The 13,500-nt window shown below is 41.8% G+C and carries 13 protein-coding genes; 2 read left to right on the top strand and 11 right to left on the bottom strand.

All coding sequences use genetic code 11. The features are described 5' to 3' along the window. Window positions 1-46: 46 nt before the first annotated feature. The 9 genes from HXT55_RS01225 to HXT55_RS01185 all read right to left on the bottom strand — a co-directional run bounded on the left by HXT55_RS01225 (window position 47) and on the right by HXT55_RS01185 (window position 9,564). A complete protein-coding gene (locus HXT55_RS01225; protein ID WP_421792270.1) occupies window positions 47-1,336 on the bottom strand; it encodes an ABC transporter permease in 1,290 nt (429 codons plus the stop codon). After that, window positions 1,326-2,696 (bottom strand): ABC transporter permease, encoded by a 1,371-nt coding sequence (locus HXT55_RS01220; protein WP_421792268.1) that lies wholly within the window; start codon window positions 2,694-2,696, stop codon window positions 1,326-1,328. The genes HXT55_RS01225 and HXT55_RS01220 overlap by 11 nt, the downstream gene beginning before the upstream one ends. Before the next feature lie 12 nt (window positions 2,697-2,708). Further along, window positions 2,709-3,980, bottom strand: coding sequence for a Fe-S-containing protein (locus tag HXT55_RS01215; protein WP_421792266.1), 1,272 nt, complete (start codon window positions 3,978-3,980; stop codon window positions 2,709-2,711). A 121-nt stretch (window positions 3,981-4,101) separates the two neighbouring features. Then, a complete protein-coding gene (locus HXT55_RS01210) occupies window positions 4,102-4,734 on the bottom strand; it encodes an iron transporter (RefSeq protein WP_004573680.1) in 633 nt (210 codons plus the stop codon). A 72-nt stretch (window positions 4,735-4,806) separates the two neighbouring features. Next, a complete protein-coding gene (locus tag HXT55_RS01205; protein WP_101886629.1) occupies window positions 4,807-6,543 on the bottom strand; it encodes an FTR1 family iron permease in 1,737 nt (578 codons plus the stop codon). Between the two features lie 246 nt (window positions 6,544-6,789). After that, a complete protein-coding gene (locus HXT55_RS01200; RefSeq protein ID WP_331244722.1) occupies window positions 6,790-7,050 on the bottom strand; it encodes a hypothetical protein in 261 nt (86 codons plus the stop codon). A gap of 249 nt (window positions 7,051-7,299) precedes the next feature. Next, window positions 7,300-8,064, bottom strand: coding sequence for an ABC transporter permease (locus tag HXT55_RS01195; RefSeq protein WP_004114222.1), 765 nt, complete (start codon window positions 8,062-8,064; stop codon window positions 7,300-7,302). A gap of 13 nt (window positions 8,065-8,077) precedes the next feature. After that, entirely contained in the window at window positions 8,078-8,803 is a 726-nt protein-coding gene (locus tag HXT55_RS01190; RefSeq protein WP_064623421.1) for an ABC transporter permease, read from the bottom strand. Beyond that, window positions 8,800-9,564 carry an ABC transporter ATP-binding protein gene (locus HXT55_RS01185; protein WP_004138603.1) on the bottom strand — a complete coding sequence of 255 codons (765 nt, stop codon included), beginning with the start codon at window positions 9,562-9,564 and terminating at the stop codon, window positions 8,800-8,802. The genes HXT55_RS01190 and HXT55_RS01185 overlap by 4 nt, the downstream gene beginning before the upstream one ends. Window positions 9,565-9,703: 139 nt before the next feature. Here HXT55_RS01185 and HXT55_RS01180 point away from each other — a divergent pair, with 139 nt between their 5' ends. Both HXT55_RS01180 and HXT55_RS01175 read left to right on the top strand, forming a co-directional pair. Next, window positions 9,704-10,405, top strand: coding sequence for a response regulator transcription factor (locus tag HXT55_RS01180; protein WP_004114219.1), 702 nt, complete (start codon window positions 9,704-9,706; stop codon window positions 10,403-10,405). A 6-nt stretch (window positions 10,406-10,411) separates the two neighbouring features. After that, a complete protein-coding gene (locus HXT55_RS01175) occupies window positions 10,412-11,821 on the top strand; it encodes a sensor histidine kinase (protein ID WP_101886630.1) in 1,410 nt (469 codons plus the stop codon). On the opposite strand, the gene HXT55_RS01170 is transcribed toward HXT55_RS01175, so the two are convergent. Together HXT55_RS01170 and HXT55_RS01165 are read right to left on the bottom strand one after the other, a co-directional pair. Further along, a complete protein-coding gene (locus HXT55_RS01170; protein WP_101886631.1) occupies window positions 11,816-11,944 on the bottom strand; it encodes a hypothetical protein in 129 nt (42 codons plus the stop codon). The genes HXT55_RS01175 and HXT55_RS01170 overlap by 6 nt on opposite strands. Before the next feature lie 184 nt (window positions 11,945-12,128). Next, entirely contained in the window at window positions 12,129-13,166 is a 1,038-nt protein-coding gene (locus HXT55_RS01165) for an FAD:protein FMN transferase (protein ID WP_064623064.1), read from the bottom strand. Window positions 13,167-13,500 lie beyond the last annotated feature (334 nt).

The raw sequence follows: 13,500 nt of genomic DNA, 5'->3' as shown, positions 1-13,500 counted from the left end.
TCCTTAACTAAACACTATAAAATCACTCTAAAAATCACTATAAAAGCTATTCTTCTCGAAGCACAATCGCAGGGTCTATTTTTGAAGCGCGCAAAACAGGCGGCAACGCAGCAACGCAAGACGCTGCAACGCTAAACACAATAGAAAACACAACCAGCCACCAATTTACGCTCAAATCTCGCGCAAACACCATTGACGCAAGCAATCGCGCAAATCCATACCCCACTGCTGTACCAGCGATTCCGCCAATAAAACCATAAAGCCCAGATTCTGCAGTGAACTCAATGCCAATGCTTTTAGCGCTCGCACCCAAAGCTTTGCGCAAGCCAATCTCATTTCGGCGCTGCTGCACAATCGAAGAAATCGTAGTGCTTACGCCAACCATCATCAACGCAAGAACAACCAGCGAAACAATCCAAAATAGGCTGCGAAGCATAGCAATAATGCCAGTATCTGCCGCCGTAACTTTAGTAACTTGTTGCGCACGAACACGCATAGAAGTCATATCGTTAATGCTGCGCACAACAGCATCTACGTTCGGAGCAGAAGACGAGTAAGCAATCACGTCCGCACCGCGCTTAACGCCTGTAAGCGCACGCAAATCCGCGTTAGTTGCGTAAAGCATGGAATCTTCGGCGTCTCCCGTATCTAAAATGCCGCAAACGCGGAAAGTTGTGCCGTGAGTATCCATAATATCTGTGGAAACTCTGCCTTCAACAAGCTTTTTTTGAGAAGATTTATCTGTTTGATTTTCTGCTTGATTGCCTGCTTGATTACCTTGCGATTTTTGCGCAAGGCTATGCGAATCCGAGGAATTATCGCCAGCGCGATACGCGATTGCAATGCGCGAACCAATCTTCAAGCCCATAGCCGAAGCAACATCTCGCCCAACCATAACGTTGCCACTGCTAGGCCAAGCGCCGTCCACGTTCCAATGCTTATTAAGCGACTTAACAGCGGAAATATCCACTCCAGCAAGCACGTACGGAGCCGCATTAATGCGCACATTTTCGTAACGGTAGGTAGCAGATCGCATAGCACCTTTTGCAAGAACCATGTCGTTAGTGTGCAAAACCATTGCGCGATCAATGCCATTTTTCCACTCGCCTGCAAGCGGCGTCACAATAATATTCGCTCCGTATGCGCGCATTTCGTCACTCATTTGTTGAGGAACAACAATGCAGATTGCAGCCAAGCAAAATAGCGTAGCGGCACCAACAAGAGTGGCAACTACTGCCATAAGCGCACGCGACTTTCGGCGAAAAACCGCGCCAAAAAGCATAGTCGCAAACATTGCGCTATTAGAAGTCATACCCGAACCAGATTTAACGCCCATGAAGCACCTCCGCAGGACGCACATGCAAAATAGAGCGAATAGAAGAGCCAGCAGCAGCAAGAACAGTAATCGCAAGAAGCACAAACACCAGCACAAACACCATTGGTCGAAGCGAAATCGCAGAACCAAACACGCTAAATCCAATCACTTGCGCAACGCCAAAGCCTGCAATCATGCCAATAAGCGCACCAGCGCATGCAATAACCGCTGTTTCCATAAGCATTAGCCGCGCAACAGCACCATCGCGCGCACCCAGCGCCTTGAGCAGCGCAAGCTCCCCCGAGCGCTCCGAAATCGCAGCCGCCATAAGATTCGCAACCGCAACAGCCGCCGCAACCAAGCTAAGCGCCGTCATAAGCACCATCACAGCGCGCGTCTTGTTAAGCACGCTGCCTTGCATAGCCGAAACTTGCCGCACTTGCTTTGCAACAGCGTCTGGAATCACTTCTTCAATTTGGTAAGTAATCGAGCTTGGGTAGGCTGTGCAATACCACGTCTCCCACTCTTCTTGGCTAAGCGCCGCTGGATTCTTCGCCGCTTTACGCGCTAAATCGTTTTCTGGCGTAGTCAATGCTTTAACTTCAATCACCTCAACCATATTTGGCTTGTTTGCAATACGCTGTGCCTGGCTGGAATCCGCGTAAATCGCGTTATTGTCGCTATCTCCAGAATCGTAGATGCCAACAATTTTAAGTGAGATTTGCCTGCTAGAACGATCTAGTTTTATTCGCTGACCAACTTTTAGATTATGACTTTTAGCAAGATTTGTGCCAACAGCGGCCTCGTGCTTAAAATCGCGCGGGAATCTGCCTTCAAGCATCTTCCACCAAGACCGCATTCCTTGTACACCAACAACTGTTGTTTCTCCAGAAGCGAGCGCAAGCTTGCGATTAAACCACGTGCCAACAATTGGGACTACTGAATTAGCAGAATTAGCAGATTCGGCAGAAGAATTTGCTTTAAGATTTGCATAAATCGTTAGTTTTGGCGCAAAATTCGTTATGTTAAACGCCCAAAAAATCATTTTGATTTTTGCAGCATCCGATTCCTTCAAAAAAGCGGTAGATTCTTGACTTTCCGCATCAGCCAAAGTTTGAGAAGTTCGAGAAGTTTGCGAATTACTATAGTTCGACTTTGTGCGAGACGCATACAAGTCGTTCACAACAGCATTCGACTTAGGCTGAACAATAATATTGGATCCGTAAGAGCTAAGCTCCGCGTTAATTTTGTCTCCAACGTCGTAAACAACACTAAGCATTGCAACGCTTACACACGCACTCAAGCACACAACAATCGCTATAAGAACTCGCTTTTTAATCTGCCTTGCAAGAGATCGCGCAACCATTCGAATCATAAACATTTGCAAGCACTCCTACTTAAAGTGCGAGCTAAGCACGTCTAAATCGGCTGTGTGAATGGTAATTTTGCCACCACCAGCCTTGTACGGGAATGGAATCGGGTTGCATCCGCCCTTAAACCCAATAGTCGCCAAATTTATTGCAACATCGCATTTTCGGCATATTATCTTGCCATCTTTTTCGTAGTAGCCAGCATCTCCGCAATTTTCGCAAGCATCCAAGCCCACGCCATACGCTCCACCATTTTTCTTGATGATTATAAAGCGCATAACAGTGCCATCTTTAGCTTTGTATTGGAATCTATGCAAGTGGCCATCGCTAATTTGCACAAAGTTGATTGTTGCTACGCCATCATGCAACTCGTACGGTTCTGGCGGCGTAAGCGTTGGCTTAATATTCATAAGAGACACACCAGCAGTAAGCGTAAGTATTACTACGATTGCAGCCATTAGCGCCGCAAGCGCAGACCTTCTAGACTTGCGCTTAAACGCTCGCTTTGCGCGGATTTGTGCAGAATTTTCTCCAACTACAGGCGTCTTAAAACCAATTACAAGAGAGGCGAATGCAGGAATCAAAAACATGCAAATTTGCGCCATAATCATAAGCGGAGAGTTGTTTATAAGCCAAACAAGAATGCTAAACGAAAAATCGTCTATATACAGCAAAATACTTCCTTGCATAATTTGCAGCAGGGATGTTAAATGCTGAATTAGTAAGATTATTATGCTTAGAATAATTGCGATTCTAAAGGCGCCAATACTCGCGGTTGCGCGCAAAGATCGCACCATAAGACTTATGCAAATCGCAGCAGCCGCGCCAAGAATAAATCCTAGCGCGCGAAGAAGCATATCGGAAGTAAACGGAGGCGTGCTGGAGTCAACGAAAATCGTAAGCTGCAAAATAACGTCTGGGAGCGCGTAAAACATTGTAAACGCTAGGCAAAGCGCGCCAATCGCATTGCTTATGTGCAAGGGCAGCGGATTTTTGCGCCATTTTGCAACCGTTTTGCCAGATGCGCCAACACAAACGATTGTGGCAACATCTAGCGGAACAGCAATGCAGAGCGCTGGAAGATTCACAAAATTGCGCTGATTAATCACCACGCTTGCGCGCAAAAATGCAAAAACAAGCGCCGCAACTGTTCCAAAAATCAAGCCAAAAAGTCGCCAGCGAGAGCTGATTGGCTTATCTCGCCCCTCGCCGACGCTTAGCGTGGCGCTTAATCCCATTGTAAGCAGCGCAAGAGGGAGCAGCCCTGGAAGTACTGTAACGAACATCCTGAGCATATTCCCTCCTTTGCTGTTTACATGATTATTCGTTATCTATTTTTGTTTTTTATTTATGCGCCATTTTGCACTATTTATGCATTACTCATGCATTCTATTGGCAAAACTACCACTGGCAAAACTACCACTGACGTGGAGTGTACTTCCAATCGTCGAATGTAGCGGTAATTGGCTCAGTCCAGAATCTGCCAGTCACGCCCGTAGCAGGATCTACATGAAGCATCCAGCCCTTCTTTTCTGGCGATTCGACAGAAAGCACTAACTTGTAGTTTCCAGCCTTATCGAGCTTAACATTTGCGCCGTAGTGAGGACCGTCGGAAGCGTTCATTTGCATAAACGTTCCCTTTACAACGGCTTCGCCGCTCGCCTTATCAATAATTTGATAATTCACAGTCAAATCTGGAATAAACTCGCCCTTGCCGTAGCCAAGCTTTGTACCTTCCTTGTTTGCGTGAATATCTGCCTCAAGGTGGAAGCTTGCCTCGCTTGCCTTTAAGCCCATGCCTGCTGGAACCATGTCAACTGGCTGGAAGTACACGGCGCCAATCGTAAGTGGGCCAATGTTCTGGTCTTGGTTAGGTCCAACTGGAACCTCTTCAAAGCCTTTGTCTCCGCCCTTGTCGTCAGCCTTTTGCTCGGATGATTGTGGCTTTGCAGCAGATTTTGCCGCGTTTCCGTTTGCACCGCAACCAGTGAGTGTTAGCATTCCTGCCAGCGCTAAGGCTGCAATTGCCATCATCTTTTTGTTCTTCATATCTAACCTTTTCTGTTAGTTAATTATTTGTTTATTATTGCTTGATTTTTAGTTTTGATTTTTAGTTTTGACTTATCCGCGAACGGTTGCTTGCGACTTGTGTGTGCGCAAAATAGACACGCATAGCAGTGCAATAACCACGATTGCAGCTACGACTTGCGCCGAAATCGTTTCAACGTACGGATAGAATCCAAGCCAATCGTTAGTTGGCAAGCCTTGAATATAAACCCCAGCGAGCGCATCACCCTCTATAAGCGCGTGCACGCCTCCGCCAGCAAAAATCACCACTAGGATACACATTAGAGCGCTGGTTCCTGTAAAGAATGGGCGAATTGGTATGCGAACGGATGCAAAGCGAATTAGCAGGAAGATTACAACCAAAACAGCGGCTGCGGATACAAACCCGCCCCAGATCATGGAATCTGCTCCACTTGATACAGCAAAAATCGCTTGATAGAAGATTACAGTTTCTGCACCTTCGCGAAACACTGCTAAGAAGCTTAGCAGCGCTAGAGAAATCAGACTTCCTTTAGAAACTGCTGCCGTCGTTTGGTTGCGAATATACTCGTTCCAAGCTTGCACAGAAGATCTTGAAATCATCCAATTGCTTGTGTACAGCAGCATAAGCATTGCAAACAGTGCCACAACACCTTCAGTGATTTCTTGCTGCGGACCAGAACCGTTAAACAACAATCCAAATAGCGCAGCAACAATAAGCGAAGCTATGATTCCTGCAACAAGCCCCATGTAAATGTACTTAACCATGCTCTTGTGCCCAGATTTAATAAGATACGCGATTATTGCAGCCACGACCAGCAGCGCTTCCAACCCTTCGCGCAACAAGATTATAAAAGCCTGCCCAAAGGAGCTTGTTATAAATTGCATAAACGGGTTGGAGTTAGATGCCGCTCCGCCGTCTAGTTTTGCTGCATCTTCAATAAGCATTGACTTAAGATCTGTCACGAACTTTTTTGTTTGCGCAAACGATTTGCCATCGTTCATAGCCTGCCTGCACTCTTTGAACTGGTATTCAACAGTGCTTACTCGGCTGCCGCTTATTGCGTTCATCACGTTCTTCTCAAAACCGAGCTTTTCGTAATATTGGTAGTAGGCTTCGTTTACTAAATCAACAGCTTTGGCAACTTCTTGCTTATTTCCTTTTGCCGCTTTGTACGTTGATGCAGATTTATCTAGTATAACGTTCATTTCTCGCGCTACTTGGCTCCAAGTTCTGCCATTTCGCCCAAGATTTTTCTTTTTTGCTGCATCGAGCTTTTTACGCTCTTTTGCGATTTGCGCGCGCAACTTGGCTGCGTAAACATTCGGCTTATCTAGCTGCGTGTTTGCATCGAGTTGAGAAGCGGTTTGCGCAATATCTCTTTCCAGAGTAGATGCCACTTCACTAATCTGTGCGCTTTGATTTTGTTGATATACCAAAGTTTGCAGTTGCTGGAACTGGTCACTTTGCGACTGCACCTTATCTTGCCCAATTGTGTCTCTAACAACGGTTATGAAGTTTGATGCTACGTATACCGAATTGTATGCAGCTTGGAATCTGGTTGCAGCTCCTGCCATATTTGCACTATTGTATTCGTTTTTACCTTGTTCTATTTGGCTTGTAACTGCTGAAGAAACTTCTGACCAACTGTTATAGGTTTTGTCAGCGTCAGTTGCGTAGGCTATTGTTGGCTCTCCAACTAATCCTACTAATCCAACTACTCCCATTGCACAACTTATTAAAATGCATATTGACAACAAAAATGCCGATGCGCTCGCAACTTTTTGGCGCGCTTTTGCACACGCGTGCATAATGTCTCCATATCTCCTTTGGCTCTAATCCCCATCGAGCGCACACAATTTTTTCTATTTTCGTTTAGTTTTAATCGTTCAAATTTTTTGGCGGCTTTTGCACGGTTTGTATTTCCGTTTTTATTCTGTTTAAAGTCGCTTCGCAAGTAACCCCATGAACATAATATCGATATATCAAGTAGATTGATATAGTTAGACGCAAAAAACACGCAAATATTACAAAAATGATATTGATAATGATAATTATCAATCTTTTTGCGAATCGTATTGAGAAAAGCCAATAAGCCCAACAAACTCATTAAACATGTTTCTCATACTTTCTACAATGCGACTTTTCTTCTCAGCGCGCGCAATCGCCGCAGCGCCATTGCTATAATCCGCAAGCTCTCGAAGCTCTTTTTCGTTAAGCTGCGCAATAAATCCTTCAATAAGCTTCTTTTTACTACGCAACTGCGGACTAGCGTCAATCTCCACCCTAATAGAAGAAAGAATATTTTTATCTCTGATTTGTGTTGGCGTTTGTTGTGCGTGTGGGGGGGTGAGTGTTGAATGTGTTGCTTTCGGTTTTGTTTGCTACTAGGGGCATTCAAAACCGAAAGCTTTTTGTTTTTGTTCTATTTGTTTCCATACTGCGTTTTGAACGTTTTACGCATTTTGTGTATAGCTAAAAACTTATACGCGATTTTGCAAGTCACATCTGCATTTGTTATTTCGTTTCATTTGTTATTTCACTGCATTGTTATTTAGTACCCCTTGTTATCTCATCTCTTTTTTGCCAAATTGTGTTATTGCAATCAAAAATACAAACACAGATATTGCAATTGCACATGGCAAAAATGGTATAAGATTAAATCCGTTTCCTAATCCTGTTGATGTAACTGCATGTAGAGAGCGGGAAACCATATATCCGCTGTAACAATAAGGATAAACTACCCAAAGTGGAGTATTTGCTATTAATACGCCAGGAATCACAAGAAGTATATTTAATCCAACGGATAACATTGACTTTTCAAAAAGAACAGTAATCGCCCACATGACTATTACGCTTGGAATCATAGTCAAAAACAGATCTAAACACCATTTTAGTAGATACATAATTGGGAGCGTTTCTGTAACTCCTGTGCTACTGGTTGCAAACAATCCTGCTATGACGAATACAGCAAAAAATACGACCATTTCCATAAGCAAATAAAATAATAGTACGCAAAATTTTGCAGCAGAAATCGCGTATCGACTAACAGGCAGTGCCAGCATTTTTAGTATTCCGTTATTGCTCGTTTCTCGTCCGGCAATCATCACGCAAATAACAATCATACTAAGAGGAAGCAAATAGTATGAATAGACTAATGCGCTTTGAATAAACATAGCAGCCCATGCGTGTGTATATTCTGGAGTGAAGTATCTATGAAGGCTTGCTACACCAGATCCAACCACAATTAGTGGTGCAATAAAAATCAAAGGAATAATTTTACTACGCTTTACTTTCTTAAATTCGATTCTAAGAAGTTCAAAAAATCTCATTTTCATAATCTCCTTATTCGTAGTGCAGCTTCTTAGCTGCCCACAATCCAGAACATAAAAACAGAAGTGTTTCAACTATTGATACGATTACGACCGTAGTATTAGGTTGCGCGCTCATGGCAACTGCTGGTTTTAGCATAACGATAAAAGGTGATGCCATAAAAAGCACGATGTCTGACGAAGCCAATGCCATGCCGCTTAAAAATCCTGCTACACCAATTCCAAGCGTTACCCACATGTTTTCAAATCGTGATGATACAAAAATCATAAAGGACAATACGGGCATTGATGTAATAAATGAATATGCAGCAAAAGATATAAGAGTACTTACATTAAACGTGCCTTGTGGCAAATCTGTTACACCGATTTTTGCAAGTGCTAAATTTTGTATGCAAATAGCGATTAGTAACAGAACGGTCAGCAGCATAAATTTGCATAGGTACATAGTTGGAACACTCATAGGAAGCATATGCATCTTTTTTACTGCATTTCCCTTAAATTCCATGTTGTAGATAATGCATGCGGCAACTATTATGCCGAACATGTTTAACACCATAATCATGCCGTAAAGCTGTGTAAGAAGAATATCCATAGGAGCTAAAGGCAGATTTAATAATGTACTTTTTCGTACAATGAAATTCACAAAAGCGTACGCTGCTCCCATAATGCCAATAGCAATCATAAGAGCTATAAAACCAGTTCTCTTGCATTTTTTTAGTTCGATTACAAGCGTTTTCATAGTCTTGCACTCTGCTTCCTGATCTTATTGTCTTCATCAATCATGGATAGGAACATATCTTCCAAATTGTCGGAAGCAAAACCAGATTGTAAAGCATGCTGTCGTAGTTCATCTAAACTACCTTCAAATAACAAGTGTCCGTGATTAAGTATTCCAATATCATCTGCAATAAGCTCAATTTCGGATAGCATATGAGAAGAAATAAGAATCGTGCAATCGTAAAGATCTGGCAACGACTTAATCAGATTTCGGATTTCATGTATGCCAGATGGATCTAGTCCATTTGTTGGCTCATCTAAAATCAAAATAGGTGGTCTACCAAGCAATGCTCCAGCAAGACCAAGCCTTTGCTTCATGCCAAGCGAATATTTTTTTGCAAGACGGTCTCCAAACTCAGAAAGACCCACTAATTCTAATGCGTCATCAACTGCACTCTTAGGCAATGCTAAAATGCGACGTATAATGTCAAGATTTTCTCTACCTGTTAGATTTGCATAGAAAGATGGCGATTCAATAAACGAGCCTATTTCTTTCAAAATAGGTATGCGGTCGGCAGGAAACTGCTTTCCGTCGATTGTAAACACACCTTTTGTTGGAGCCGTAAGCCCTAAGAGCATTTTCATTGTTGTAGATTTTCCAGCTCCATTTGGCCCAAGAAAGCCGTAAATGCTACCTTTGCGAATATGAAGTGAAACATCATTAACAGCAATAAATGACTTATATTTTTTTGTTAAATGTTCTGTTGTAACAATATTGTTCATGGCAATATCTCCTTTCAGGATTTATGATATTGCGTCAACCTTTCTACAACATTCTCTTCACCTTACATCTACCTTACATTTTTATGCGAGGTCAAAAAATGAATATTCACATGGCATAATATATGTTAGGGGGTTCTCCATGAATCTGAATGATTATTTATTGAACAAGCATCTGCTGCTTGTTGACGATGAGCAGGAACTTCTAGATATGGTTGTGTCCATATTAAACGAATACGGTTTTTATAATATAACGACTGCAAAAAGTATAAAAGATGCCGTAGAAGCAACACAAAAATTACGTCCAGAATTAGCAATCCTTGATGTTATGCTCCCCGACGGTAATGGGTTTGAACTAATGAAGCAGATAAAACAATATAGTGATTGTCCTATTTTATTCCTTACTGCTTGCGGTGAAGATGAAGATAAGTTTAAGGGATTTGACTTAGGAGCAGACGATTATATTGTAAAGCCGTTTCTTCCAAAAGAGCTAACGTTTCGCATTATGGCAATTTTAAGACGAAGCTACAAGAGCGAAAATCCCATTGTTAAACTGAAAAATAGTCAGATTGATTTTTCTTCTGCAGAAGTAATAAAAAATAACGAACATATTCCACTTACAGCCAAAGAACACGATTTGCTTTCTGCTTTATATAGAAATGCGGGACGTATCGTAACAATTGACGCGTTATGTGAAGCTGCATGGGGTGATAATCCTTTTGGATATGAAAATTCTTTAATGGCGCATATACGTCGTATCAGAGAAAAAATAGAACTCAATCCATCGCAGCCTGTTTCATTGGTAACAGTAAAAGGTTTAGGATACAAGCTGATTGTGGAGTAAAGCAGAATGAAAAGCATACCAAAACTAATACAACGCTTTATAAGTATTTTTCTACTAAGCACTGTGCTCATAGTATTAATGAATATTATTGCGTTTGTTGTACTTATAGGGAGTTACGCACCCGATAAAGAGATGTCTCCCTATAACATAGCAAAAGAGACGGGAGAAGCATTACAATTATCCGCAAGTGGGGATTATGTATTATCAAAAAATATGTCTTCCAAATTGACAAATTCTGGCGCATGGGCAATTTTGATTGATAATAATACGTTAAGAGTCGTATGGAAAACAAAAGACGTTCCTGCAACTATTCCAAACGATTATACTTTGTCTGATGTAGCTAATTTGAGCATTGGCTACATTGATGGTTATCCAACTTACACTGGTGATAATAAGAATGGAGTTGTCGTAGTCGGATTTCCGCACAAAAGCTTTTGGAAACATACGCAACCAAGTTGGAACTACAGTTTAATCTCAAATTTTCCACAGATTGTTTTAAGCGTATTCTTCATCAACATTTTGCTTATTCTTGGAATTTATTTAATAGCTAATATAAAACTACTAAAATCAATTAATCCGATTACAAAAGGGATACAACGTTTATCTAGTGGAGAAAGCGTGCATATTCCAGAAACAGGAGCACTTTCAGAAATTTCATCTAACATAAATTCTGCTTCCGATATTTTGCAAATACAAAAAGAACAATTGAGAAAAAAGGAGACTGCAAGAGCGAATTGGATAGCTGGAGTTTCGCATGATATTCGTACTCCGTTATCTATGGTTATGGGATATGCGGGACAGTTAGAAAATTCTCTCCATATTTCGCAAGAAGATCGTAAAAAAGCGACGATGATTATTAAGCAAAGTGCAAGAATGAAGAATTTGATTAATGACCTTAATTTGGCTTCAAAACTTGAATATAATATGCAACCCATTATGAAAAAAGAAGAAAATATTGTTGCTGTTGTTAGGCAAGTTGTTGTGGATTTTATGAATATGGGTATGCAAGATGAGTTTTCGATTAAGTGGGAAACAGATGCTAAATTGACTGTTTGCAATATTAATGTAGACAAAGATTTATTAAAACGAGCAATATCTAATCTTATTCAGAACAGCATATCTCATAATGAAAATGGGTGTACGATTTATGTATCCGTTGCTGCAAATAATAATAATTGTATTATTTGTGTTGAGGATAATGGTATAGGTGCTTCAGATGAAAAAATCGAAAAGCTTAATCATGCACCGCACTATATGATTTGTGATACAAGTACTGCAGAACAGCGGCATGGTTTGGGTCTGCTAATTGTTCAGCAGATTATTGGCGCTCATAATGGAACAGTTGATATAAGTAGAAGCAAATACGGTGGGTTTAAGGTTGAGTTAACAGTGCCAAGTAAAAAATTTGGGTTATAGGTCTTTTGGCCTATAACCCAAATATCCAGTACTTATTAGTTGTCTTCTTTGTACACTACCAGAAATAATTAAGCCGCTATCTCTAAGATGTCGCATTAAAGAATCAACTGTTTTATAAGACATTACACACAATCTCCTTCTCTGCAATTTTTTACTTTACAGTAAAATTTATTTTACAATTTTACTATGCACGTTTGAAAGTGGAAGCTGATTGCAACGCTACCGTATTGTTTGCGTCTAGCTTCGATTCTTGCAAGCAAGCTAGCTCGCATAGTCATTATTGGGCATTAGTTGGAATTATTCAGCATTACTCAGCATCACTCCGAAAAAAGCGCGCTGGGAATGCACGCGTTTTGCGAAGCGTTTTATTAGGCAGCATTACAGCAAACTCAGCACTGGTGGTTTGCACGATTTTTTGCAAATCGTTTTCTTGCGATACAAACAACGCAGTTGCGAGCGCATCAGCGTAAGCAGTTGGGAAATCGCAAGTTTTAGCAGGAATATAAACCCAGCTTGCGCATAAATCGCAAGCAGGAATGCCATCAAGCGCATTAATCAAGTGAGTCGCAATTAAATTAGACTCAAAGCCACTTGCATCTTTGCCTAAGTAACTTGTGTCTTTTACTTTCCAACGCCTTCTTGCGCTAGACGACGCACACAACGCTCCGCTTGCGATTGATGCCACTGCAACTGCTTGAGTTGTGTCAAACGGATTTTCCAGAGCAACTTTTATTTGGTAATCTTCATTGCTAAAGCAAGCGCGCATATCACCGCCAGCGTTTACCAAAAAATCAAAATCCGCAGGAGAATCGCTATTCGAAGGCGAATCGCCGCTAAGCTCCTCTTTAATAATCCGCGTTACAAGATCTACAAAATAACCTTTACCCGCTGCACCAAAATCAAGCTGCACTGGCTGATTCGTGTGAAGCGTTACGCTGCCGCAATCTCGCGAAATATTCCCCCACGTAACTGGCAAAGCGCGGCGATAATTAGCCCAACTGTCACTATCATCACTCGCGCTAGCTGCCGATTGCGGAACGAATTGCACGGAATTATCGTAGCCAAGCGCAAGCAGATCTGCACCAATACAAGCGTCGAAAGCTCCGCGAGTGGCAGCGTAAAACTCGCTATAAAGCGCAAAAAGTGGCCCAGCCCATTCTGGAAACTCAAAATCGCCGCCATCAGCCGCACAAGCCATGCACGAAACAAGCGAATCTGCACGAAAGCGCGAAAGCACCGATTCATACTCTTCAACAAAAGTGCGAATCCGCTTCTGCACGCGCTGCGAAATCGGCTTGCTGCTAGAGATAATAATCCCCGTTCCAAGCGCGCGCTCAATCGCCATTACGTTCCTAAACATCGCTTGCTTCACTCCCAATATCAAACACTCTATCAATCATCAAAAACCATAACAATATCCCCCCAAAATCCACAAAATAGCAAAATGTCGTCATAGTTTACAGAAAATCGCATTCTATACCGACATTTTTAAAAAATAGCAGCATAGCGAGTAAAAAACATTCATCTATACCGACATCGTGGGAAAAATACTGTATCAACAACTATATTAAGATTGATGGTAAAGTCAGCATAAATCACAAATCCTCACTTATATACATGCCAGATCGCAATTATCTTTAATATTTTCACATCAGCATATTGCCAACGAAAAATATTTA

The organism is Gardnerella sp. KA00718 (assembly GCF_049244285.1).
Taxonomy (GTDB): Bacteria; Actinomycetota; Actinomycetes; order Actinomycetales; family Bifidobacteriaceae; genus Bifidobacterium; species Bifidobacterium vaginale.
This window is presented reverse-complemented; position numbering and strand designations above follow the sequence as displayed.